Here is a 23,565-nt window from a genome sequence, read left to right as displayed (position 1 = left end):
CTCAGTCGTCGGTGGCGGTCGGTGACTCGCCGTCGGTGTCGGCGCCCAGATCGCCCACGAGGAGGAGAACGCCCCCGACCGCCACGACGCCGACGGCGACGGCGACCGAGACCGTCCTGACGGCGGCGGCGTACCCGACCGCGTCCGCGAGGAACCCGACTGCGGCGCCCATCGCGACCGGCGCGCCGGTCGAGCCCAGCCGGCCGATCGACTCCCCGAGGCTGACGAGGCCGCCGCGGGTGTCGTCGCCGGCGAGCCCCGTGATCGCCGAGCGGTACAGCGTCAGCGACACCGAAAAGCCCGCGCCGACGGGGACGCCCGCGGCGAGCGCGACCGGGACCGACGGCGCGAGCGAGAGCCCCGCGAGCCCGCCGGCGGCGAGCACGAGCGCGGCGAACGTCGGCGCCGTCCGGCCGAACCGGGCGGTTATCCGGCCGGTCTGGGTCGTCGCGACGGCGCTGGAGATCGAAGCGACGGCGACGAGCGCGCCCGCGGCGCCGGGCGTCCCGCCGAGCAGGCGGACGACCACGATCGAGTTGTACGTGAGGAAGCCGAACCAGAGGAACCCCGGAACCGCCCGGCCGACCAGCGTCGCGGCGACGCGCGGGCGCGTCGCCAGCGCGAGCAGCGTGCGGACGCCGCCGCGTTCGTCGCCTGCGGTGTCGGCGTCGCGGCCGGCCACCTCCGCGTCGCCGCCAGCGTTCCCGAGGTCCGCGGATTCTTCGAACCGCAGCCACACGACCGCGGCGACGGGGAGCGCGGCGGCGTACAGCGCGAACGGGTACTGCCACGCGAACCCGACGAGCAGTCCCGCGAGGAACGGGAACACCGTCAGCGACGCGCCGACGGCGGTGAAGCGGACGCCCTGCGCGGCCGACTCGCGGGCACCCGAGAACAGGTCTCCGGTCGCCGTGATCAGGATCGGGCCGATCCCGGTGTAGCCGACCCCTTGAAGCAGTCGAAGCGCGAGCGCGGTCCGAAAGTCGGTCGTCAGCGTGAGCGCGACGCCCGCGAGCCCGAACAGTGCCAGCCCCGACGCGAGCACGGGTTTGCGGCCGTAGCGGTCGGCCAACACACCCGAGAGGGGGATGAGGACGATCCCCGGCGCGGTGAACGCCGAGAGGAGCAGCGCGGCCTCCGTCGCCGAAACCCCGTACGGGCCGGCGAGCGACTCGACGACCGGCGAGACGACCGACGCGCCCATCGGCGAAATGAGCGACGCGAGCAACAGCAGGCGGAAGTCGCGGTCGTCGAGCACGTCCGCGTCGTCGCCGACGATACGAGCGAGCGAGAGCGACACACTGAGACGTCCGGCACGCCCTCGCAAGAGCGGCTCGGTTTCGGTGACCGCGGTGGTGCGCGATCCGGCACGCGGGGATTCTTGTCGCCCCCGCGCATCCGAGGGTGCATGACCGACGCCGCCGAGGACGGCACCCGCCCGGATCGACTCGCCGGCCTCGACCCCGAACTCCGCGAGGTCGTCGCCGAGACCGAGTCGCTCGGGGTCCCGCCGTGGCACGCCCTCTCCGTGGAGAGCGCCCGGCGCATCGAGGACGAGCTGTTCACCTCGGCCGCCGATCTCCCGGTCGACTCAACCCTCGACCTCGCCATCGACGGCCCCGACGGCGACGACCTCCCGCTTCGTGTGTACCGCCCCGCCGAGACGCCGGCGCCGACGCTCGTCTTCCTCCACGGCGGCGGCTGGTGTCTCGGCACGCTCGACTCCGCGGCCGACCTCGCGCGGCGGCTGTGCCGCCGGGTCGGCGCCGTCGTCGTCTCCGTCGACTACCGACTCGCGCCCGAACACCCGTTCCCCGCCGCCGTCGACGACGCGATCCGCGCCCTCCGGTGGACCCGCGAACACGCCGCCGAGTTCGGCGGAAACGGCGTCGTCGGCGTCGCAGGGTCCTCGGCCGGCGGGAACCTCGCGGCCGCCGCGTCGCTGGCGACTCCCGACGGGGAGGCACCCGCGGTCCAGACACTGTTGTACCCGATCGCCGACCGCGACTTCGGGACCGACTCCTACGAGGCGAACGCGGACGGCCCGCTCCTGACACGCGCGGACATGCGTCGCTTCTGGCGCGAGTACCTCCGCTCGGACGTGGACGCCGCTAACCCGTACGCAGCGCCGCTGCGGGCGGACGAGGCGACGCTCGCCGACGGCGCCCCCGCGGTCGTCGTCACCGGCGAGCGCGACCCGTTGCGCGACGACGGCGCCGCCTACGTCTCCCGGCTCGTTGACGCCGGGGTCGACGCCGAGCACCTGGACTACGAGGGGATGTGCCACGGCTTCCTCTCGTTCGCCGACGAGGTCGCCGCCGCCGACGCGGCGTTCGACGACCTCGCGGCGGCGACACGGGAGCGACTGGCGGCCGCCGGGGGCGAGGAATAACTGTGAGTCGGGATATCGGTCAGTCCGACCCGGAGAGTCGCTCGTAGGCCGCCCACGACGCGTCCTCGACGGGCGGCTCGACGCGTTCGCCGTCGACGAACACGCCCGATCCCTCACGGACCTCGCCGGCGACGCCGACCGGGGTTCCCCTCGACTCCAACGCGTCCACGACGCGGTCGACGGCTGTGGGGTCGACGGCCAGCAGGAGCGTCCCGGAGGTCGTACACGCCCACGGGTCGAGGTCGAGCGCCTCGCACGCCGCCACGGCGGCGGCGTTCGTCGGGACGGCCGTCGAGTCCACGTCGATGCGGACGCCGCCAGCCTCGGCCGTCTCACACAGCGCCCCTCGGAGGCCACCCTCGGTCGCGTCGTGCATCGCGGAGACACCCGCGTCGGCGTCGACCGTTCGACCGACCCCGTCGCTCGCGGCGGCACCGTCACCGCCGACCCTCTCGCGCCCGGCCTCCGCGGCCGCGAGCGCGTCACGCACGACGCTCGTCTCGTCGAGCAGGGCGGCCGCGGCGTCGATCGTCGCCTCGTCGAGCCCCCGTTCGGCGAGTTCGTCGGGGTACAGCGACGCGAACAGCCCCGCGGTCTCGATCCCAGGGCCCTTCGTGACGAGCAGACGGTCGCCCGGGCGGGCGCCGTCGGGTCGGATCACGTCGTCGGGATCGCCGACGCCCAGCACCGTGGCGGCGCCGACCCACGGGAGCGACGCGCCGGGGTAGCGAGCGGTGTGACCCGTCGGGATCGCGACGCCGAGCGCCTCGCACTCGGCGGCGATGGCGGCCCAGAACGCCTCGAAGTCGTCGTCGCCCACGTCGGTTGGGAGGGCGAAGGAGGGACAGAAGTGGGTGGGTGGGACGCCGGAGACGGCCACGTCCCCGAGGGCAAAGGAGAGCGCGAAGCGACCGGCGCGCTCGTAGCCCAACTCCGGCAGCAGCGAGATCGGGTCGGTCGCGCACACGACCGCGCGGTCGGCCACGTCGACGACGCCGAAGTCGACGCCGTGGGTCGGGCCGAGGCGCACGTCCTCGCGGGCGGCCCCGAGGTTCGGCCGCACCGCCGACTCGAAGGCGTCGCGGTCGACTTTCCCCCGTCTCGGCGCGCGCTCGTCGGTCACGGCTCGACGTGCGCCGGGGCGCCCCAAAGCGGTTACGTCACCGAGTGGGGATCGAGCCTAAGCGATCAGAACCGCGGCGCCATCGGGTGAGCGAGGTCGTGTTCGGCCCGCGGAGTGGGCGACTCCAGCGTCGCCTCGCGACCGTCCGGCCAGCGGACGGTGACGCGCTCGGGCGTCTCGTCGCCGAGGCCGAAGTGGGCGACCGGCTCCATCTGACAGAGGTAGCCCGAGCCGGCGCACACGACCTTCGTCCGCGTGCGCGACGCCGTCTCGACGGTGACGGCCGCGCCCCGGGCGGGGGCGCCGTACTGGGTGGTCGGGCGCACGCGGAGCCAGTCGTTCTCGGCGGCGCCGTCGACGGCGTACAGCGAGAGCGGCTGGGCGGCGAGTTCGCCGTGGACCACGAGTAGCTCGAGGGCACCGTCGCCGTCGAAGTCGGCGACTGCGGCGCCGGTTCCCAGCCCGCGTGGTTCCGCGGCGTCGCCGGGGTCGAGCGCGGTCCACCCCTCCCGCTCCTTGCGGAACAGGCGGTTCGGGGCGCCCAGCGCGTTACAGAACAGCTCCTCGCGACCGTCGTTGTCGAAGTCGGCCGCGACGAGCGTCCGGACCCGCGTCGGCGCCGCGAACGCGGACGGGGTAACGTCGGCGAATCGTTCCGGCGGCGGTCCGCCGTCCGGGTGCGCGTCGCCGGTAGCGGGCGGTCTCCGGGCGAACAGCCGGCTCGGCGTCTCCCAGCCGCCGACCGCGAAGTCGCCGTCGGCCATCGTGACGCCGCGGGCGTTCGTCCCGGGCGCGTCGAGTCCCACGACTCCGGCGACCTCCTCGAAGTGACCCGACGCGTTTCGGAACAGTCGATTCGGTCCCCGTTCGACGCCGACGAACAGATCCATCCGATCGCTCACGAGCGGACCGGCGTACAGCGATCGGGCGCCGGCGTCGAGGTCGAGGCCGACCGCCTCCGACATGTCCGAGAGTTCGCCGTCGTCGCCGAGTTCGTAGAACCGGGACGGGACGCCGTAGCAGGCGACGAAGACGCCGTAGCGGCCGGTGCCGTAGCGGTCGAGCGCGGCGACCGAGCGGCCCGCGCGGAAGTTGCCGCGGTCGGCGTTGATCGACAGGCCGAACAGGTCGCGCCACCGTATGTCCTCGTGATCCGGGAGCACGTCGACGGGGTCGAGCAGGAGGTCGGTATCCCGTGTCTTCCCCCGATAGGACTCCGTGTTGTGGACGTAGATCTCCTCGGCGCCGTCGGCGTCGAGGTCGGCGGCGACGACGCCGATCGCGTGACGGCCCTCGTCGGCGACGGCCGGGGTCGCCACGTCGCGGAGGGCGCCGTCGCGCCACGCGAGCAGGCGGTTCCCGGGTCCGTAGCCGGTGACGAACGCGCACGGCCCGCTCACGCCCGGCGTGAGCGCGACCCCGTAGCCGCGATGGGGCGCGTCGTCGGCGATGGCGTCGGACCGATCCGCGAACACGCGCCCCGCTCGGGGACCGGGGTACAAGAGGGCTCGGTTCCGCCCCCCGAGGAACAACGCTTTTCGGACGCCGGACCGAACCCGGATTCATGGCAGACAACGACCCCGAGGACGCCGGATCGGACGGAAACGAGGGCGCCGACGGAGGCGACGACGGCGAGGAGAAGTCCTTCCGCGAGCGTGTCGAGGAGATCCGCGAGCGACGCGAACAGGAGCGCGAGGAGGGTGAGGGCGGCGCTCCCTCCCCCGAGGAGATGATGGGCGGCGGTGGCGGTCCCGGCGGCATGGGCGGCGGCGGCAACCCCTTCGCGCAGATGATGGGCGGGATGATGGGCGGCGGTGGCGGTCCCGGCGGCATGGGTGGCGGGATGGGCGGCGGCCCCGGCGGCCCCGGCGGCCCCGGCGCCGAGGAGGAGTCCGTCGGAAACGAGGAACTCGTGCGCGAGGTGCGCCAGCTCCGCGACGAGGTCCGCGACGCGACCCGGCAGCTTCAGCGGATCGCACAGGCGCTGGAAGACTAGCGAGACCGACCGAAGGGAGGTCTCGGTACATCGACGGCGAGCTTGTGGGCGAGCCGCCCAGAAGCTAACGAGACCGACCGAAGTTCTCGTGAGCGACCGGGGGGAGCGAACGAGAGCACGCGGAACGAGCGGAGCGAGTTCCGCGAAGGGAGGTCTCGATGAAGCGGCGGAGCGGTCTCCGTGCCGCTCCACCCAGTAACCAGGAAACCGACCGCAGTGCGTCCCCTTTTTCGACGCGACCGACGGTGAGCGGCGCGGCCGGCCTCACTCGGTCACCGAGTCGTACAGGTCCGCCAGCCGGTCGACCGCGTGCTCGACGCTCGTTTCCCCGCGACGGTCGAGGCAGTGCTCGGAGAGCGCCTCGCGCTCCGCGAGCGTGCGGTCGATGGCGTCGGCGAAGGCCGCAGTGTCGCCGTGGGGGTAGTGGTAGCCGGTCTCCCCGTCGACGACGGTGTCCGCGAGCGCGCCGGCGTCGACGCCGACGACGGGCGTCCCGCAGGCGTTGGCCTCCAGCGCGACGAGTCCCTGCGTCTCGACGGGCGAGGGGAACACGAAGGCGTCGAGGCCCGCGTACAGCGCCGGGAGATCCTCGCGGGGGAGAAAGCCGAGGAAGCGCGCGTCGACGCCGGCCTCGTCGCAGGCGGCCTCGACCGCGTCACGGGCGGGGCCGTCGCCGCCGAACACGATCGTCGCCTCGGCGTCGGCGGCCGCGACCGCCGGCGGGACCTCGGTCAGCTCCTTCTCGAAGCCGTGACGGCCGGTGTAGCCGAGGAGGGGACCGTCCGACGGGTCGGGCAGGTCGTACTCGTCTCGGAAGGCGGCGAGCGTCTCGGCGTCCGGCGGCGCGAAGAACTCGGTGTCGACGCCGTTGGGAACCTCCTCGACGCGTGTGTGGACGCCGATATCGCGGAGGTGATCGCCGGCGGGCTCGCTGGGAACGACGACCGCGGCGGCGGCGTTCATGTACCGTCGCTCGTAGCGTCGGGCGGCGCCCTCGACGACGGCGGCGGCCGGGCCGGCCGCGAGGTAGTCCGCGTACTCGGCGGTCGGCGTGTGGTAGGAGGCGACCAGCGGCGCGTCGATCCGTCGCGCGAGATACCACCCCGAGAGACCCAGCGCGAAGGGCGTGTGCGCGTGGACGACGTCCGCGTCGCGGACGGCGTCGGGGATACCCGGCAGCCCCATCCGGAAGCCGTCGTAGAAGGGAAAGCCGACGCTGCGGGTGGTGTGCTCGCCGTTCGTGGGGTCGTGCCCGGGCGCGTCGGGGAACACCACGTCCATCCGGCCGCCGCGGGCGCGCCACTCCTCGCGCCACGACTCCAGCGTGTAAGTGACGCCGTTCACCGTCGGCAGGTACGTGTCGGTGAACGCGGCGACGGTCTGCATTCGTCCGCCGTTTCCGGAGCGAGGGGTAATGCCTTGCGTCTTCGGCGCGGCTCACGCGGGTCGACCGGGCTACCGCGCCGTGACGAGCCGCTCGTAGGTGTCGACCAACTCTTCGCCGACGCGCTCCAGCGAGTGTTCCGCGGCCGTCTCGCGGGCGTTCTCGCCGAGTCGTTCCCGGAGATCGGGGTCGTCCGCGAGCCGGTTCAGCGCCTCGACGAACTCCTCGCGGGAGTCACACAGCAGGCAGTCGTGGCCGTCCTCGAAGTACTCGCGGAACACGGGGATGTCCCGGAGGACGCACGGCTTCCCGCAGGCCATCGCCTCCAGCACGACGATACCCTGGTTCTCCTCTTTCGTCGGGAAGAAGAACACGTCGCCGGCGCCGAACGCGCCGGGCTTGTCGTCGACCCAGCCGGTGAAGGTGACGTTCTCGGGCGGGTCGTCCGTCCATCGCGTCACGGTCCTGGAGGCCTGCGGTCCGGAATCGACGGTGCCGAACCACGCGAAGTCGTGGTCCGTACGCTGGGCCACCTCACAGAAGTCGGTGAGCCCCTTGCGCTCGAAGACGGAGCCGACCGCGAACGCGACGACGCCGTCCAGATCGAAGCGCTCGCGGTACTGTTCGCGGTACGCCTCGTGGCCGGCGACGGAGTCGTGGTCGATGCCGTTCGACAGCGCGCGGATCGGCGCGTCGACGGGGTACTCCAGCAGCTGCCGTTTGGTGTACTCGGAGGGGGTGAGCACCAGATCGGCCTGCGAGTAGAACCACCGGAGGTATCGGCGCAGGGCGGGCGCCACCGCGTTCGACCCGCGGAAGCTCTCGCGGAAGTCCTCGCTCGTGACGTGACAGTGCAGCACCAGCGGCGTGTCCGTCAGCCTCGCGTACCGCGCGAGCGCGACGCTCGCGGGGCCGATGAGGTTCAGGTGGATCACGTCCACGTCGGCGAGGAGTGAGCGACCCGAGACGGCCCGGCGAAGGGCTGTTCGGGGGTCGCCGCCGGCCCACGGGGAGGTGACGACCGCCACGTCGGCGCCGGCCGCGCGGGCGCGGTCGAGCGCCTCGACCTGCTGGTCGTGGGCGGTGCCGATGCCCGCGCGGTCGAGTTGGGCGTCGAGTTCGAGGTAGTCGAGGACGCGCACGGTCGGGTGACTCCGGCTTCGGCGGGTCGGGGTTTGAGCGTGCTGGATCCGTGGTCGCCGGCGAGGGGACGGCTACCGCCGGACGGTTCGGTGGAGCCCCAAGCGACGGACCGCAAAGAACAGTCGGGACGCGTGGTCGGATCAGTCGTCCGCTTCCGTCTCTCCACCACGGCGACGACGGAGCGCAATAGCAACGATACCAACGATCGCGACGCCAGCGATGAGTTTTGACCGTGACATACCGATCGAACGTACATATGCTTGGAACAAAAGTCTGTATCAACGGAGCGCCGAGATCGGCTCTCGGTTTCGATCGCGTCACCGTCGCGCCCGAGGCCACGGACACCGACGGGACCGGTCCCCGGTTCCGCAACGCTTGACACCCGCCGCGCGAATCGACACCCGTTCACGTGACGAAGCGCCTCTTCACCACCCTCTGTGGGCTGGTCTTCCTCGTCAACTTCGGGCGGGTCGCGTTCGCCCCGCTTGTCCCGGAGTTCCAGCGGGAGCTCGGGCTCTCGGCGGCCGCGGTCGGCTCGGTCACGACACTCGTGTGGCTCGGCACCGCCGCGCCGCGGATCCCGGTCGGCTGGGTGCTCACGCGGGTTCGCCGCGAACGGGTCGTCCTCGCAACCGGCGTCGCGCTGTCGGCCGCGGCGGCGCTCACCGCGACCGCGGACTCGCTGTACGCCCTGCAGATCGGCGCGTTCGCCGTCGGCCTCGCCACCGGCGGCTACTTCGTCGCCGCGATCCCCCTCATCGGCGCGCTGTACCCAGAGCGGACCGGGCGAGCGGTTGGGATTCACGGCACCGCGAGCCAGATCGCGAGCGTCGTCGCGCCGGTGCTCGTTCTCACGGTCATCGCGCGCCTCGGCGACTGGCGCGTCGTGTTCTGGGCGCTGGCCGTCGGCGCCGCGACCTCCACGGCCTCGCTTGTGGTCGTCGTGCGTCGCTCCGCGGGGGACCGGCCGGCGTCGCCCGAGGAGGCCGACCGCGACTTCCGGTCGGCGCTGTCGCATTGGCGGATCGTGCTGGCGGGGATGTCGCTCGTGGCGGTCGCTGGGTTCGCCTGGCAGGGCGTGTTCAACTTCTACGTCAGCTACCTGCTCTCGGAGGGGTTGACGCCCGCGAACGCCAACCTCCTGCTCACCGTCGCGTTCGCCGCGGGCGTCCCGGCGTTCTGGCTCGGCGGGCGCCTCGCCGACCGGCTCCCGAAGGTGCCGTACCTGCTCGCGCTCAACGCCGCGTTCCTCGCGTCGCTGGTGGCGCTCACGTACGCCGGGTCGCTGGCGGCGTTCGCCGTCGTCTCGGCGCTCATCGGCTACGCCGCCCACGCGCTGTTCCCCGCCGTCGACACGTACATGTTGTCGACGCTGCCCGCGCCGGACCGAGCCAGCGCGTACGCCGTCTTCTCGGGCGCGGCGCTGCTGTTCGAAGCCAACGGGTCGGGCGTCGTCGGCGCGCTCACCGACGCCGGCGTCGGGTTCGATCGGGTGTTCCGGCTGTTCGCCGTCGCGGTCGCGGCGGTGCTCGTGCTCACGGCGCTGTTGTACGTTCTCGGCCGGTTCCCCACACCGATCGGTAGCGATCGGACGGCGAGTGAGTGAGAGACTGTCGCCGTGGGTCCCGGTTTCCCGGCGATCCGACAGGTCCGGACCGAAACGTTTTGTTCTTCTATGTAAGATTTCCCTGTATGTCAGAGCCGCTCCCGTCGAGCCAGGACGATCCCGACGACGCCGAGGGATCGAACGGGAGCGACCGCGTTCCGGACGAGCAGGACGGGGAACGGGCGGACGACCCGAACGGGGCGAACGGCGCACGGGCGGACGGGGGAACCGCCGACTCCGGCGCCGCGTTGCCGAGGTATCCCGCCACGCCGGAGCACACGACGTCCTCCGCGTCGACCGACACCGAACCGTCGACGGCGGACGACGACGAGAGCGTCCGAGTCTGTTGGATAGACGACGAGAGCGCGGACGACCTCATCGGCGCCCTCGCCCCGGGGACGGCCAGGACGATACTCGGGGCGGTTCACGAGGAACCGCGGACGGCCTCCGAACTGGCCGACGCGGCCGACACGTCCGTCCAGAACGTCCGCCACCACGTCTCGAAGCTCGTCGACGCCGGACTGGTCGAGGCCGCCGACACCCGCTACTCCGTCAAGGGGCGGGAGATGACCGTGTACGGCCCCGCGGACGACCGCGTCGTCGTGGCCGTCGGCGGCGAGTCCGAGCGCTCCTCGCTGCTCGACTCGCTTCGCGGGCTGTTGGGCGCGGTCGCCGTGCTCGCGGGGGCGAGCGTCCTCGTACAGTCGGTGTTCGGTCCGGCGGTCGCGACGCTCTCCGGGCCGGAGACGGTGCCGCGGATCGGCGACGCCGTCGGGGCGACCGGCGGCGAGACACTCGGGACGCTCTCGCCGGGCGTGGCGTTCCTCGCCGGCGGACTGCTCGTGCTCGCGACACTCGTGGCCGCCGATCGCGTTCGCGCGCGGTGACCGACGATGGGTCGAACGACAGCACTCCTCGCGGTCGTCATCGTCGTTGCGAGCGCCGGCGCTGGCCTCGTTGGCGCCGACGTGACCAACGAGGCCGCGGTCGTCGGCGGTAGCTCGCCCCCGGAGTACGGCGACGTCGGCCAACTCTTCGCCGGGGTCACCGCCGGATCCGTATCGGGGTCGTCCGTTCACGCCCCGATAGATCGCGCACGGGTCGAGCCGTCTCCAACCGAATCAGTCGGCGCTGACTCGGAGACGGACAGGGTTCGCGTCGGGGTCATCGGGAGCACCTTCGGCGACGCCGCCGACATCGACGGCCGGGTGGTCGCGCGGGAGCGGGTGACGAGCTCGCGGTTCGGCCTGATCGTGGGCGACCACGACGCGGATGGTCACGACGCCGCCGTCGCGAGCGTCGTCGGACAGCGCGCGCCGGAGTCGTCGCTGTATCTCGCCTCGGTCGGCCACGAACCGACGCCCGAAGCGTACGCCCGCGCGGTGGACTGGCTCCTCGAGCGCGACGTCGACGTGATCGTCGACGCGGGGAGCTACTACCCGCGGACGGCCGACGGGATGGACCGGATCGCGGGCGTCGCCGAGCGCGCGGCCGACGCCGGCACCGTGTTCGTCAGCTCCGGCGGCAACGCCGCGCGGCGGCACTGGCGCGGCACGGCGACCGACCCGGGCTGGCTGGCGTTCGACGACAACGGCACGCAGGGCAACCGCCTCGGGGACGGACGGGTCTCCGGCGCCGTGACGCTGCGGCTGTACTGGACGGGCGGGGGCGACTACGACCTGTATCTGTACCGTGATGTGGCCGACGGTCCCGACGAGGTCGTCGCGAAGTCGACCCGCGAGTCGGGGCGGGCGGAGGCGATCGACGCGGTGCTTCCCCGCGGCTCCTACTACGTCGCGGTCGACGTACGCGACCCCGGCGACGGCCACGTGGACCTGTTCGCCGCGCGCCACCGACTCGCCCACGCCGCAGACAACGGGAGCGCGGTCGCGCCCGCGACCGCCGATGGCGTCATCTCCGTCGGCGCGGTGGGTCCCGACGGCCGTCTCGCGGCGTACTCGCCGTCGACCACGGACGTACGGGCGGCGGGGACGGTCGCGCTCCCGGACGGGACGACTCTCGAAGGGACCTCCGCCGCCGCGCCGGCCGTCGCGGGCGTCGTCGCCGAGATGAGCGCCGCCGCCGGGGAGGACGGCCTCACGCCCGCGGAGGCCGAGCGACTGCTCCGCGAGACGGCCGTCGACGGGCGGATCGACCCCGGATCCGCCGTCGCCGCCGCGGGCACGGGGAACCGTACGGGCGACGACGCGAGCGCGGGCGACGGGTCGTGGGCGCACCGTGGTCCGTGACCCGCGCCACGCCCCGGGGTCCCGGATCGCGCCGAAACCGTTACCCCGACACGCTGCCGTCCCGAACCCGTGAGTGAACCCGGCGGGCCCGCGATCGCCGAGCGCGTCGAGGAGTACTGGGCGTGGGCGGCGGTCGCGCTGTTCCTGCTGGTGTCGGTCGATCTCCTGACGACGATGTTCGCCGCCGCGGTCGTCGGCGCCGAGGCGGAGGCGAACCCGCTGATGCGGTGGGCGCTGGGACAGCCGCTGCCCGTGATCGTCGGCGTGAACCTCGGCGCGGTCGTGCTCGCGGCGGTCGTCTTCCGGGGGCTGATGGAGACCTACCGGCTGACGCCGGCGCGCGTTCGTCCCTACTACGGCCTGCTCATCGAGGTGTGGCTGGGGCTGCTCGTCGCGGCCGGCCTCGGGGTGTTCGCCAACAACCTCTCGGTGATCGTGCTCGGCGGGAGCCTGCTGTGACGGTCGCCGCGGCAGCGACGAGTTCGGTAGTTCCGGGGGCGACAAGGTCGGCGGACCGGACTGCAGATTCAAATACGAAAGCGGGACCATCGACGGACGTAAACCCGTGGCAACCGCCGACTACACCGTGACCGAGGCGACGGACGAGCCGTGGCGAACCGTGTTCGGGCACCCCGACCCGTACCCCGAGCAGGCCGACGGGATCGAGGCGGCCCGCACCGTCGCCGACGACGGAGGATTCCTCGCGCTGGAAGGCGCATGCGGCACCGGGAAGACGATGCTGGCGCTGACCGCCGGCATCGACCTGGTTCGCGACCCCGACAGCGACTACGAGCGCGTGCTCGTCCTCACGAGCGTCAAGCAGCAGCTCCGACAGTTCGAGGCGGACCTCCGCACGATCAACGACGACCTCCCGGACGACTGGCGCCCCGTCTCCGGGATGACGCTCGTCGGGAAGGCCGACGTGTGCCCGTACGCCCGCGAGAACCGCGGCGGCATCGACACCTCGAACGTGTACGAGCGCTGCGAGGGGCTGCGCGAGCGCACCCGGGACCTCGTCGGCGACGGCGGCGAGACGACCGCGGGCGCGCTCGCCGAGCAGGCCCGCCGCGCGCAGACCGGACTCTCCGACACCGGCGATGACGGGGCGAGCTACCTCGAAACGGCGGGCGAGCCGACGCCCTATCTCCCGGAGATGCCCGAACACGGAGGATCGGCCACCCGGGACGGGGTCGAGTACTGCCCCTTCTACGCACAGTACCTCGACGACCTCCCGGAGGAGGGCGACGCCGCGGAGGCGGTGCCGTTCGATTTCGCCGACCGCGGACTGATCGACGCCGAGGAGTTGGTCCGCCTCTCGGCGGGCCACGGCACCTGCCCGCACTCGATGATGGGGGCGATCCTCCCGCAAGTGGAGGTCGTCGTCGGCAACTACTATCACGCGTTCGACCCGACGACGGTCGGCGGGTTCACGGGCGCGCTGGTCGACGACTCGACGTTCGTCGTCTGCGACGAGGCGCACATGCTCGAGCCGCGCGTCCGGGATCTGGTCTCCGACGGCGTCGCCGACGCGAGCCTTCGCGACGCCGAGAACGAACTGACGCGCGTCCTCCAGCCCGTGCAGTTCGAGGACTCCGGACGCCGGGTCGAGGGGACGACCGACGCCGACCTCGTGCGCGGCGAGCTGGCCGACGCCGAGGTGAGCCTCGACGAGGTGAAGCTGGTTGTCGAGTTTCTCCGCGACCTCCGCGAGGAACTGGACCGCCGCGTCGAGGGCTTCCTCGACGCCGAGCGCCGCGGCTGGCGCGACGACCCGACCGACCTGGACGACGAGGAGATCCCGCTTCGCGACCCCGAGGAGCCCGGCGTCGACGAGATAACCGAGTGGGCCCGCGACGCCGGCTACGGCGAAAAAGTGTGGGCCAGGGCCGAGCAGGTGGGCGCCGTCGCCGCGCGGATCTTGGACGAAACAGAAGAGGAGGACGGCGAGGCGCGAAGCGCCTCGGAATCGTCGAGCGGGCAAAGCCCGCGAGACCGCCAGCGCGCCGCCCCGGGCGTCGGACGGACGCTCAACGCCTGGTACCGTTGCGATCACGAGACGTACTTCCGGGAACTCGAACTCCTGCGCACGTGGGACGAGACCGAGCCGTCCGACTCCTGGCGCCGCGCCTACAACGCCCGGCTCGCGCTGCACAACTGCGTGCCCGCGGACGCCATCGGCGAGCGCCTCGCCGACTTCGGCGGCGGCGTGCTCATGTCGGCGACGCTCGCGCCGCTCGACGTGTTCCGGGAGGTGACGGGGCTCAACTACCTCGAGTCCGAGGGACGACCCGTCGAGGATCGGACCTACGGCCTCGGGTTCCCCGAGGGGAACCGGGCGTCGTTCGCGGTCGACGCGCCGAAGTTCACGTTCTCGAATCGCGGTCCTCCCGGCGAGGACAACGAGACCCGGCGCGCGCACGCCGACGCCGCGGCGGAGGTGGCGGCAACGACACCCGGAAACGTCCTCGTCGGGATGCCCAGCTACGGCGAGGCGGAGTGGATGGCCGGCGAGTTGGAGGCGAACGGCCGGGTCGACAAGGCTGTCCTCATCGACGAGTCCAGCGACGACACCGCGACCGAGGCGCTCAAAACGGACTTCTTCGACGGCGACGCGAAGGTGCTCGTCACCAGCATCCGCGGCACCCTCACCGAGGGCGTCGACTACGAGGGGGACCGCCTCGCCGCGGCGGTGATCTGCGGCGTCCCGATCATCAACACGTCGTCGCCGCGGACGCGTGCGGTGAAGACGGCGTACGACCGGGAGTTCGGCGAGGGGTTCGAGACGGCGCTAACCGTCCCCGCGGTTCGGAAGGCCCGGCAGGCGATCGGTCGGGTGATCCGCGGCAGCGACGAGGTCGGCGTGCGGTGTCTGATCGACGCGCGCTACGCGCGCGAGTCGTGGAACGCGGTCCGGGAGTACCTCCCCGAGTACGAGCGCGAGGAGTTCCGCCCGGTGAGCTCGGACATGCTACGCTTCGGGCTGGAGCGGTTCTGGGACGATCATCGGTAGTCGCCGCGGTTGAGACAGGCAGTTCCGACGCTGCAGTCATGGATTCGGTGTCGACCGCGAACGCCCCCGGCGTTCTGCGCTCGCGCGACTCGCTGTGCTCCTCGTCGGTCGGCTTCGCCTCCCTCCTGCGGTGCTTGCTTCGTCGGGCTTCGCGCAGAACGCCGGCCCCTTTCAGTCCCACCCGTCGGTTGTTCGGGCGAGCGGTGCGGCACGGACACCCGCTCGTGCCGCTCCGGGGTGTCGGGAGTCGCCGTCGGGCCGTCCGCCGATCCTCAGCGACGCGCGACGAGGACGAACGTGTCGGTGCGTGTCTCGGCGCGCTCGACGGTGAAGCCGGCGTCCTCGAACGCGCTGGCGGCGTCGCCGACGCCGAACCGCTCGTCGCGCGGCGGCCCGGCCTCGCCGGGGCCGTCGGCGGTCCAGTCGACCGTGACGACGCGGCCGCCGGGGCGGACGACGCGCGCGAGTTCCGCCAGCGACTCGTCGCTCGCGTACTCGTGGTACGTCATCGTCGAGAAGGCGGCGTCGAGGGTGTCGTCGGCCAGCGAGAGGTCCTCGACGCCGGCGGTGACTGTCTCGACGTTCTCCGGAGTTCCCTTCTCGGCGTACAGGTCGTGCATTTCCGACTGCACGTCGACGGCGTAGCAGGTGCCGACGTGCGGCGCGATCACGTCGGTGTAAAAGCCGGTTCCGGACCCGAGGTCGGCGACCGTCGCGTCCGCGGGGACCGCCAGCGCGGCGAGCAGTTCCTCGCCGGAGCAGTAGCGGAATCGGCCGGGGTCTTCGAGCTTGTCCGCGCGGTCGGCGTCGAACGTGTGAAATCCCATCGTCGTTCGGTAGGTGTCGAGGAATAATACCCCCGGCGGTTTGTCGCCTCCTGTCGAGCGGCCACTATGCACGTCCGCGAGGCCGACCGCGGCGACGCCGAGGCGGTCGCGTCGGCTCCCCGAGAGCGTTAAGGTGATACGCCGACCACCGTGCAGTATGTCAGTCCGCATCCGCCGCCCGCGGGCGCGCACCTGCGAACGGTGCGGCCGCGAGGAGCGGTTCGACGACGAGACCGGAAGCTGGGTCGTCGCCGGGGACAACGCCGCCGGCGAAGTGTACTGCATCCACGAGTGGGACATCAACGGCTCGTTCGTTCCGTTCGAGGACGAAGCGACCGAAGCCTGACGCGATCGGGTCCTCGCCGCGAACCCCGCATCACAGCGTGACGTCGCCCGCGCCCGCTCCCCGTTCAGCGCTCCGCTCGGTCGATCACGTCCGCGAGCACCGTCATCGTCCCGTCCATGTATCCCGTATCGACCACGACGTCCGCCGCGTCCGTCGCGACCCCGTCGGCGTTCGCGAGCGCGTAGCTCTCGCCGGCGATCGCGAACGTCGAGGCGTCGTTCATCGAGTCGCCGACGGCGACGAACGACGACGGCTCCCGGCCGAGGACCGACGCCGCCTCCCGGAGCCCGTTCCCCTTGCTCACGCTCGGGTCGGTGAGGTGATACGCGTACCCCGTGTCGAGGAAGGTGAGATCGAACTCGTCGGCCACCTCGCGGAGGAGCGCCTCGTCGGCGGTGACGCGGGCGGCGACCTCCGTCTGCCGCCAGCGGTTCGCCGTGTCCGCGTCCCCCCAGCCCAACTCACCGCCGCGTTCGCGGAAGGCGTCGGCCGCCGCGGCGACGCGCTCTACGTCGCCCTCGATGCGCACCTGTTCGTCGACGCAGACGACGCCGCCGTTCTCCGCGATCACCCGCTCGGGGATCCCGACGAAATGACACAGCGCGATCGGGTACGGGAACGACTTGCCCGTCGCGAGCACCACCGGCGCGGGCCACGCCGGGAGCACCCGGAACACGCGCGGGTCGATCGTGTGCTCGGGCGTCGTCAACGTCCCGTCGATGTCGAGCGCCAGGGGCGGGAGGTCGGCCTCCGAGGGGATATCGAGGCCGGCGGACGGATCGGTCGTCATTGACGGGCGAAGGGGGTGCCAGCGAAAAGGGGCGTCGGTTCCGCAGGGTGAACGTCGAACCCCGGCCGGAAGTCCCGAGACTCAGCGCATTCCCGGCGGCGGGCCGTCGTCCCCGAGGTCGTCGTCGTCGGTGTCGACGTCGAGCCCGAGTTTCTCGCGCTGCTCACGCAGCGCGTCGATCTGCCGGCGGTAGTACAGCAGTCCGCCCCCGCCGACGACCGCGAGGAGGGCGAACACCGCCCCGAAGATCCGGATGTCCTGCGGGAGATAGAACTGGACGATCACAGACTCGGATTGCACGTCGTCCCAGCGGACGTGCAGCCTGTTCTCGTCGTCGACGGACGTGGTCGCTCCGCCGGGGTTCACGTCGCCGAACACCGGCAGCGACGCGCGGCGGTTCGGCGGGAGCACGACCTCGTAGGACCCCTTCACGTACGTCGGGAGCGCGAACCGCTTGGGCGTCGACCCCGCGGTGAACGCGACTCGGTCGCCCTCGACGTCGCCGTCGCCGGGGAGGTCGATCCGGACCACGTCGCGCGTCCGATCGACCGCGCCGCGATCGGCCAGCTCCGAGCCGTTGATCACGGTTCCGTTGGGGTAGCGGTAGCGCACCGCCCGCACGTCCAGCGGGTTCGTGCCGCCGAGGCCGTCGCGTCTGAACAGTTCGAGCTCGCTCCCGTTGACCGCGTACACCGCCGAGAACGTCGCGTCGTCGTGGATCGTGATGTGTGCGTCCAGCTCCGAGTCGACGCTCGCGTTCCAGTCGTACTCGCCGCCCGCCGGCGACTGGTCGAGCCGTTCGTCGGAGACGGAGCCGCCGCCGAAGAAGCCGAGACACCCCGAGAGCGCGAGCATTCCCACGAGCGCCGCGAGCGCGAGGAGTCGTCTCCGTCGAGCCATGCTACTGCGGGATGACGGCCTTCAGTTCCGCGGGGAGATAACCGCCGATGGACGCCAGGAGGCCGGGGGCGTCCGTGTTCTCCCGGCAGATGACGCTCTGTTCGAGCAGGCCGAGCCGTTCGACGGTGACGATGTCGTTCGCGTGGCCCGCCCGGTTGACGGTCGCGCGTACCTCCGCGCGAGTCGCGGAGTTGGCGTTCACGCGCCCCTGGCCGCGCGTCCAGTCGTACAGCCGGTCGCGTTCGTCGTCCGCGAGCTCGTGGTCGCCGTCCTCGTCGTACACGAACCGCATGGACAGATGCTGGACGATGCCGAAGCGGTCGCGGATCTGCTCGGGCGACCCCGTCCCGAGCCCGAGCCCGTCGGCCGGGATCCGGACCTCCGTGCCGGCGTCGAGCACGAAGCCGTCCTCGTCCCAGCCCTCCAGCGTGCCGACGTACCTCTCGCCGTCGGTGAAGTGGTCCGTGATCTCCCCCCACTCTTCGCGGAGGACGTTTCGAGCGACCGTCTCGTCGTCGCCCGAGACGGTCACGGAGACGAAGTCGTCGTGTCGTACGCCGACCTCGAACTCCACGTCCAGGTCGCCGAGGTCGTTGGCGACGAGCGAGGTCATCCCGTCGAGCGCACGCTCGCGGGCGTCGCCCGAGACGTAGCACTTGGTCGCGAGAACGACCATTTAGGCTTCGGCCTCGGCTTCCTCGCGGTCGACGTTGAGCTCGTCCGCGAGCTGGTCGATGCGCCACTCCATCGCCTCGACGAGGCGGCTGTTCTCCATCGACTCCAGCGGCGACCCGCACTCGGGGCACTCGAAGCCGAACTCCATCGCCTCCTCGAACTCGAAGCGGATCGAGTCGATCTCACACAGGTAGAACTGGTGGTCGGACTCGTACGACCGGCGCTCCTCGAGCCCCTCGAGCAGGCGATGCATCTCCTCTTGGAGGTTCTCCGGAATGTTCTCGTAGTGGAACGTCCACAGGTAGGTGAGCCACCCTGAGTCCTCGTCGCGCACGCGCCGATACGACGCCAGGTCGTTCTCGTACAGGATGAACAGCGCGCGACGCACGTCGTTCAACTCCAGTCCCATCTCCTCCGCGAGTTCCTCGTCGGTGACCTCGCCGTCCGGCGGGGCCGCGGCGACGGGCATCCCCGTCGGACCGACGAGCTCGTGGAGGTACTTCTGGATAACAGGGTCTTCCAGGAGGTCCTCAAAAGCCATTTGTCGATTATGGGGGTGGATATCGGTTAAAGTCACCGACTCGGCGGGTCGCCATGGCGCGAGCGCCGGGGGCACCCGCCGCTCCGGGCCCGGACCGTCTTCGACCGAAGCTCGGGAGCGGATCGCGGTGTCCGTCACGCAGAGTTATCCCTGCCGCACCCGACACCGGATCCCGACGCATGTCGGACCCGTATCCGTCAGTCCCCACGGACACACTCGCGAAGGGAGGGTGGTGCGAGCGCGAGCGTCGACGGACGACCGAGTTCGACGCGGCGGTCGTCACCGTCGAGGCGGCGACCGTCGTGTACGAGGACCGCACGCTCCGCGACCGGGTCGCCAAACAGACGGGGCTGGACCGGCTGTGGCGGTTCTTCGTCGCGAGTCGGCTCACGGTGTCGCCGGCGACCCGCCCGTCCTCGGCGCTCACGAGCCTCGTCGCCAACCGGGCCCACGCCGGGTTCGCGGACACGCTGACGGAGCGCGGCTTCGAGGGCGTCCGGCGGGTCGACCCCGATGCGGTCGACTCGTCGGCGGCCGCGCTCGGCGACGACTCGCGGGTCGCGGGGTACGACGCGCTGTGTCGCCTCGACGGCGTCGCCGTCCGCGCGCGCGGTTGGGCGGCCGTCCGTCCCGTCGGCGGCGCGTACCTCCTCGTCGGGGGAGCGTATCCGACCGCCGTCCGAACTGCGCCCGACGAGCACACGGACGACGCGCTCGCCGAGGCGTTCGACTCGGACGGCTTCAGGGAGGAGTTGTTCTCGCTGATACGTTCGACGGGGTGATCGTCGACCGCGACGGCGCCCGAAAACCGTGATCGTTCAGGAATGCGACGGCATCTCGCCGCGTCGCCGTCACCACCGACCGCGAAGCACCGCGCTGGCGACTCCTCCCACGTCGAGTCGGGCCGGCGCGACACCGAGCACGTGCGCGAGCGGGCCCGCCGGGACGCCGGGGTCGACGCGAGCGACCTCCACGTCGCCGACGTGGACGCCGATCGGGACCCGGTGGATCAGTTCACCGACCCGGCCCGGTAGCTGCTCGAGAAGCGACTCCAATCGTCCGAGCGTCCGAAGGGTGTCGGCCGACACGTCGATCCGACCGTCGACGGAGCGAACGACGAGTCGGTCGCCGTCGACGGTCGCCTCGACGTCGACCGCGACGCGGAGGTCGCCGACGGCGACCGGGTCGGCGTCGCCGCCCGCCGGCCGGGAGCCGTCGCGCGGCGAACCGTCAGTCACTCCTCGGGGTCCTCGTGCTCGCTCGACGAGACGCGGACCGTCCCGTTAAGTCTCCAGTGGGCGTGGACCGCGTCCTCGTCCGCACTACTCGGGACATCCACCTCCAGATCGTCGAAGCTGTAGCTGACCTCGGCGCCCCGCCCCGTGAGCCGTTCGTACAGGGCGATGCCGAAGTCGGACCACGTGGTCGGCTCCCCTCGACGGGCCTCGGCCGTGTCGTCGGCGCTCATTACTATCTGGACTAAGGGTTCCGACCGACTTATCGGTGTTCCCCGGCGTCTCGGTGGTCCGGAGCGCCCCGGGACTCGCTGTGTTGTGTTGCCCCCTCGATCGCACGGGGTCTCACTGATGCCGAAGCGTGTGACGCGCTCCGGATTATTTCCGTAATTTTCTCGTTGAAATACTATTCGACGCGGCGAGCGAACAGCAGGTAGCCGGTGTGGCCGACGCCCGCTGTGCTCGGGCGGGTGCCGCGCTCGTCGACGGTGAGTTCGCGCTGGATCGTCTCCAGCGTCTCCACGTCGCCGAGGCCGGCCTCCCGGGCGGCGAGTTCGGTGTCGCGCGCGTCCTCCACGAACGGCGTGTACACGGCGACGTAGCCGCCGGGGACGAGCAACTGCGGGGCTCGTTCGACGACCGCGGCGGCGTCGCCGGTGTCGAGGGTGATCAGATCGAACGGGTCGCCCGCGGCGAGGTCGTCGAGTTCGTCGGTGAGGTCGCCGGTTCGAACGTCGACGCGGTCGCTCACGCCGCCCAGCTCCATGTTCCCGCGGGCGACCTCGGCGAACTCGGGGTCGACCTCGAAGGTGGTCACGTCGGCGCCGATCCGACCGAGGAATCCCGACAGGACCCCCGTTCCGGTGCCCGCATCGAGCACGCGATCGCCCGACTGCGCGCCGGTGTGGCCGATGACGAGCCCGATGTCGCGCGGCATCATCGGCGCGCCGGTGCGCTCGAAGTGGTTGAACAGATCCGGTCCACGTAGGCGTCGGGCGTGGAACGCTTCGCCGAGATGCGTCTCCAGCACGTCGCCGTGGGCCACGTCGTCGGGCACCTCCAGCACGCCGAGGTCGGTCTGGAGTTCGTCGCCGGGACCGCGGAGGTACTCGCGGTCCGAGTCGGCGTGGACGAGGAGGTACGAGCTCACTCCAGCCCGGAGATCGCCGCGGCGAGGTCGCCGTCGGCGTCCTCGAGCGCCTCGCGGGCGTCGGCCTCGCTCACGCCCGCACGGGTCGCGACGAGCTGGACGTCCTCGTCGGTGATGCCGTCGGCGTCCGCCTCGCTTTCGACGGCCTCGGCCGCGTCGCCGTCGCCGCCCTCGTCGCCGTCGCCGAGTTCGCGGGTCGTCGGCTCGCCGACGATCTGGTACGTTTCCTGTCCCTGGGCGTCCATGCGCGTGACCTGCGCGCCGTCGAACACGAGCTCCTCGTCGCCCGTGCGGATGACGACCTCCTCGGCGTCCATCTCGGTCACGTCGATGCCCATCTGCTTCATCATCTGCTGCATCTTGCGCGGGTTCATCCCGCCGCCTCCGAACATACCCGTGAGGTCGACCGCGCGGAGCAAAAGCGTGGCGAAGCGGCCGCTGGCGGCACCCGACGAAGGAAGGCCGTCTCTCGCCCACGTTCGTGAACGACCCGCCATCCCCGCGTTTCATCCCCCCCGCGACCCTCGTGGGGTACGTGTACCTCTCTCACCAGACATGGCCCGAGTTGGGCGACTACGTCGCCGAGGAGTCGGTCGCGGTCGTCCCGCTCGGCTCCACGGAACAGCACGGCCCGCATCTGCCGCTGGCGACGGACTACCTCATCGGCGAGGCGCTCGCCCGCGAGGCGACCGATCGAACCGACTTGCTCTGCACGCCACCCGTGCGGATCGCCGTCTCCGAGCATCACCGACAGTTTCACGGAACGATGTGGGTCGAGCCGGCGGTCTTCCGCGACTACGTCGAGAGCTTCTCGCGCAACCTCGCGTACCACGGGATCGACCGCATCGTGTACGTGAACGCCCACGGCGGCAACGTCCAGCATCTCCGCGAGGTCGGCCGTCGCCTCCGCCGCGACGAGACGGCGTTCGCGGTCGAGTGGATGTGGGACGAGTCGATCCCCGATCTCGTCTCGGAAGTCTTCGAGCATAACGGCCCGCACGGCGGCCCGAAGGAGACCGCGATGGTCATGCACATCGCAGAGGAGCTGGTGCGGACCGACCGCCTGGGGTCCGCCCGCGACGGCGGCATCGTCGACCTCTCTGACGCGGATCACCGGGAGTTCGGCGCCCGGACGTTCTACGACTCCGCGGACAACTCCGAGAACGGTGTCTTCGGCGATCAGACCGACGCGACGCCCGAGGTGGGCGAGGAGCTGTTCGAGGCGGCGACCGACCAGCTCGTGCATCTCCTGGAGTGGATCGACGCCCAGCCGTTCGCGGACCTCATGCCCGAGCCGCACGTCGACCCGCAGCCCGGCAGCCGGCGATGACGCCCGACGACGCCGACGAGGTCGCGGAGGCGCTCGCGGCGGCCCACCGGACCGCATCGCCGCTCGATCCCGACGACGGGTCGATGTCCGTCGTTCCGGGATCGATCGACGACGCCTACCGCGTACAGGCGCGCCTCGTCGACCGACTCGCCGCCGACCGCGACGACCCGGTCGGGTACAAGATCGGGTTCACCAACGAGCGCGTTCGGGCGGATCTCGGCGTCGACGAACCCGGGTACGGCCGACTCCTCGAATCGACGGTCGTCGACCCGCCCGCAACCGTCGCCGCCGCGGAGTTCGTCGACCTCCGGATCGAGCCGGAGATCGCGTTCCGGCTCGACGACGATCTCCCGCCCGACGCCTCCCGCGCCCGTGTCCGCGACGCGGTGGCGACGGTGCACCCCGCGATCGAACTGGTCGACAGCCGAACGGGGTGGACGTTCGACGCGCCGCTGGCGGTGGCGGACAACTGCCTCGACGCGGGGCTCGTGCTCGGGTCCGGAACCGCCATCGACGATCGCTCGTTGGATGAGGAGGCCGTGACGCTTCGAGTCGACGGCGAGCGTGTCGACTCGGGCGTCGGCGCGGACGTGCTGGGGCACCCGCTCGCGGCGATGGCGTGGCTGGCGGAGGCCGTCGACGGACTCCCGGCCGGCACGCTCGTCACGACCGGATCGCTGACGGAGCCGGTACCCGTCGCGGCCGGGGAGACCGCGACCGCGACGTTCGCGTCGCTCGGGAGCGTCGAGCTCCGGGGTTCGTAGGCGAACAGGCGACACCCGCGGCCCGGTCCGTCGTCCGAGCCGTCCCCCCGGACCACCGAACGTCCGATCGACGGTCCGAGGCCTGTTCCCGTCGCGGTGTGTCG

At 71.7% G+C, this 23,565-nt stretch carries 25 protein-coding genes; 11 read left to right on the top strand and 14 right to left on the bottom strand.

Annotated elements, in window-relative coordinates; genetic code table 11:
- Window position 1 precedes the first annotated feature (1 nt).
- Window positions 2–1,300, bottom strand: coding sequence for an MFS transporter (locus tag K6T25_RS11105; RefSeq protein WP_222914085.1), 1,299 nt, complete (start codon window positions 1,298–1,300; stop codon window positions 2–4).
- A 108-nt stretch (window positions 1,301–1,408) separates the two neighbouring features.
- On the opposite strand from K6T25_RS11105, the gene K6T25_RS11100 reads away from it, so the two are divergent.
- Window positions 1,409–2,392: an alpha/beta hydrolase gene (locus K6T25_RS11100; RefSeq protein WP_222914084.1), complete on the top strand. Its 984-nt coding sequence runs from the start codon at window positions 1,409–1,411 to the stop codon at window positions 2,390–2,392.
- Window positions 2,393–2,411: 19 nt separating this feature from the next.
- Here the strand turns inward: K6T25_RS11100 and K6T25_RS11095 are convergent, their stop codons facing one another.
- The gene (locus K6T25_RS11095) at window positions 2,412–3,515 is read right to left on the bottom strand and encodes an AIR synthase-related protein (RefSeq protein WP_222914082.1); all 1,104 of its coding nucleotides are present in this window, start codon (window positions 3,513–3,515) and stop codon (window positions 2,412–2,414) included.
- Between the two features lie 65 nt (window positions 3,516–3,580).
- On the bottom strand, window positions 3,581–4,990 hold the full coding sequence (locus tag K6T25_RS11090) for a CRTAC1 family protein (RefSeq protein WP_222914081.1): 1,410 nt from the start codon (window positions 4,988–4,990) through the stop codon (window positions 3,581–3,583).
- 89 nt (window positions 4,991–5,079) lie between these two features.
- Between K6T25_RS11090 and K6T25_RS11085 the strand changes: the two genes are divergently transcribed.
- On the top strand, window positions 5,080–5,511 hold the full coding sequence (locus K6T25_RS11085) for a hypothetical protein (protein ID WP_222914079.1): 432 nt from the start codon (window positions 5,080–5,082) through the stop codon (window positions 5,509–5,511).
- Window positions 5,512–5,775: 264 nt separating this feature from the next.
- Here the strand turns inward: K6T25_RS11085 and K6T25_RS11080 are convergent, their stop codons facing one another.
- Both K6T25_RS11080 and K6T25_RS11075 read right to left on the bottom strand, forming a co-directional pair.
- Window positions 5,776–6,897 carry a glycosyltransferase gene (locus K6T25_RS11080; protein WP_222914077.1) on the bottom strand — a complete coding sequence of 374 codons (1,122 nt, stop codon included), beginning with the start codon at window positions 6,895–6,897 and terminating at the stop codon, window positions 5,776–5,778.
- 69 nt (window positions 6,898–6,966) lie between these two features.
- On the bottom strand, window positions 6,967–8,037 hold the full coding sequence (locus tag K6T25_RS11075; protein ID WP_222914075.1) for a glycosyltransferase family 4 protein: 1,071 nt from the start codon (window positions 8,035–8,037) through the stop codon (window positions 6,967–6,969).
- Between the two features lie 410 nt (window positions 8,038–8,447).
- Here K6T25_RS11075 and K6T25_RS11070 point away from each other — a divergent pair, with 410 nt between their 5' ends.
- The 5 genes from K6T25_RS11070 to K6T25_RS11050 all read left to right on the top strand — a co-directional run bounded on the left by K6T25_RS11070 (window position 8,448) and on the right by K6T25_RS11050 (window position 14,903).
- Entirely contained in the window at window positions 8,448–9,644 is a 1,197-nt protein-coding gene (locus K6T25_RS11070; RefSeq protein ID WP_222914073.1) for an MFS transporter, read from the top strand.
- Window positions 9,645–9,730: 86 nt separating this feature from the next.
- Window positions 9,731–10,531 (top strand): winged helix-turn-helix domain-containing protein, encoded by an 801-nt coding sequence (locus K6T25_RS11065; RefSeq protein WP_222914071.1) that lies wholly within the window; start codon window positions 9,731–9,733, stop codon window positions 10,529–10,531.
- Window positions 10,532–10,537: 6 nt separating this feature from the next.
- On the top strand, window positions 10,538–11,893 hold the full coding sequence (locus K6T25_RS11060) for a S8 family serine peptidase (protein ID WP_222914070.1): 1,356 nt from the start codon (window positions 10,538–10,540) through the stop codon (window positions 11,891–11,893).
- Window positions 11,894–11,962: 69 nt separating this feature from the next.
- On the top strand, window positions 11,963–12,352 hold the full coding sequence (locus K6T25_RS11055) for a hypothetical protein (RefSeq protein ID WP_222914068.1): 390 nt from the start codon (window positions 11,963–11,965) through the stop codon (window positions 12,350–12,352).
- Window positions 12,353–12,458: 106 nt separating this feature from the next.
- On the top strand, window positions 12,459–14,903 hold the full coding sequence (locus K6T25_RS11050; RefSeq protein ID WP_225917734.1) for an ATP-dependent DNA helicase: 2,445 nt from the start codon (window positions 12,459–12,461) through the stop codon (window positions 14,901–14,903).
- A 272-nt stretch (window positions 14,904–15,175) separates the two neighbouring features.
- On the opposite strand, the gene K6T25_RS11045 is transcribed toward K6T25_RS11050, so the two are convergent.
- On the bottom strand, window positions 15,176–15,730 hold the full coding sequence (locus tag K6T25_RS11045) for a class I SAM-dependent methyltransferase (protein ID WP_222914066.1): 555 nt from the start codon (window positions 15,728–15,730) through the stop codon (window positions 15,176–15,178).
- Between the two features lie 157 nt (window positions 15,731–15,887).
- Between K6T25_RS11045 and K6T25_RS11040 the strand changes: the two genes are divergently transcribed.
- A complete protein-coding gene (locus tag K6T25_RS11040) occupies window positions 15,888–16,076 on the top strand; it encodes an HEWD family protein (protein ID WP_222914064.1) in 189 nt (62 codons plus the stop codon).
- 64 nt (window positions 16,077–16,140) lie between these two features.
- Here K6T25_RS11040 and K6T25_RS11035 read toward each other — a convergent pair whose 3' ends face one another.
- The 4 genes from K6T25_RS11035 to K6T25_RS11020 form a co-directional block, all read right to left on the bottom strand.
- The gene (locus K6T25_RS11035; protein ID WP_222914062.1) at window positions 16,141–16,866 is read right to left on the bottom strand and encodes an HAD-IIB family hydrolase; all 726 of its coding nucleotides are present in this window, start codon (window positions 16,864–16,866) and stop codon (window positions 16,141–16,143) included.
- 81 nt (window positions 16,867–16,947) lie between these two features.
- Window positions 16,948–17,766 (bottom strand): DUF5803 family protein, encoded by an 819-nt coding sequence (locus tag K6T25_RS11030; protein WP_222914060.1) that lies wholly within the window; start codon window positions 17,764–17,766, stop codon window positions 16,948–16,950.
- Window position 17,767: 1 nt separating this feature from the next.
- Window positions 17,768–18,442, bottom strand: a complete 675-nt coding sequence (locus K6T25_RS11025) for a DUF2110 family protein (protein WP_222914058.1) — start codon at window positions 18,440–18,442, stop codon at window positions 17,768–17,770.
- A complete protein-coding gene (locus K6T25_RS11020; protein ID WP_222914056.1) occupies window positions 18,443–18,982 on the bottom strand; it encodes a transcription factor in 540 nt (179 codons plus the stop codon). It abuts the gene before it with no gap.
- 179 nt (window positions 18,983–19,161) lie between these two features.
- Between K6T25_RS11020 and K6T25_RS11015 the strand changes: the two genes are divergently transcribed.
- Window positions 19,162–19,764 (top strand): DUF6517 family protein, encoded by a 603-nt coding sequence (locus K6T25_RS11015; protein WP_222914054.1) that lies wholly within the window; start codon window positions 19,162–19,164, stop codon window positions 19,762–19,764.
- Between the two features lie 69 nt (window positions 19,765–19,833).
- On the opposite strand, the gene K6T25_RS11010 is transcribed toward K6T25_RS11015, so the two are convergent.
- The 4 genes from K6T25_RS11010 to K6T25_RS10995 form a co-directional block, all read right to left on the bottom strand.
- Window positions 19,834–20,220 (bottom strand): hypothetical protein, encoded by a 387-nt coding sequence (locus tag K6T25_RS11010; protein WP_222914052.1) that lies wholly within the window; start codon window positions 20,218–20,220, stop codon window positions 19,834–19,836.
- Complete coding sequence (locus tag K6T25_RS11005; protein WP_222914050.1) at window positions 20,217–20,450, bottom strand: hypothetical protein; 234 nt, start codon at window positions 20,448–20,450, stop codon at window positions 20,217–20,219. Before K6T25_RS11005 ends, K6T25_RS11010 begins: the two co-directional genes overlap by 4 nt.
- Before the next feature lie 173 nt (window positions 20,451–20,623).
- Entirely contained in the window at window positions 20,624–21,367 is a 744-nt protein-coding gene (locus K6T25_RS11000) for a methyltransferase domain-containing protein (protein ID WP_222914048.1), read from the bottom strand.
- Window positions 21,364–21,759 (bottom strand): nascent polypeptide-associated complex protein, encoded by a 396-nt coding sequence (locus K6T25_RS10995; protein WP_222914047.1) that lies wholly within the window; start codon window positions 21,757–21,759, stop codon window positions 21,364–21,366. The genes K6T25_RS11000 and K6T25_RS10995 overlap by 4 nt, the downstream gene beginning before the upstream one ends.
- 143 nt (window positions 21,760–21,902) lie before the next feature.
- On the opposite strand from K6T25_RS10995, the gene K6T25_RS10990 reads away from it, so the two are divergent.
- Entirely contained in the window at window positions 21,903–22,697 is a 795-nt protein-coding gene (locus K6T25_RS10990; RefSeq protein ID WP_222918005.1) for a creatininase family protein, read from the top strand.
- Window positions 22,694–23,461, top strand: a complete 768-nt coding sequence (locus tag K6T25_RS10985) for a 2-keto-4-pentenoate hydratase (RefSeq protein WP_222914046.1) — start codon at window positions 22,694–22,696, stop codon at window positions 23,459–23,461. The genes K6T25_RS10990 and K6T25_RS10985 overlap by 4 nt, the downstream gene beginning before the upstream one ends.
- The last annotated feature ends 104 nt before the right edge of the window (window positions 23,462–23,565 follow it).

It is taken from the genome of Halobaculum rubrum, from assembly GCF_019880225.1.
Classification (GTDB): domain Archaea; phylum Halobacteriota; class Halobacteria; order Halobacteriales; family Haloferacaceae; genus Halobaculum; species Halobaculum rubrum.
This window is presented reverse-complemented; position numbering and strand designations above follow the sequence as displayed.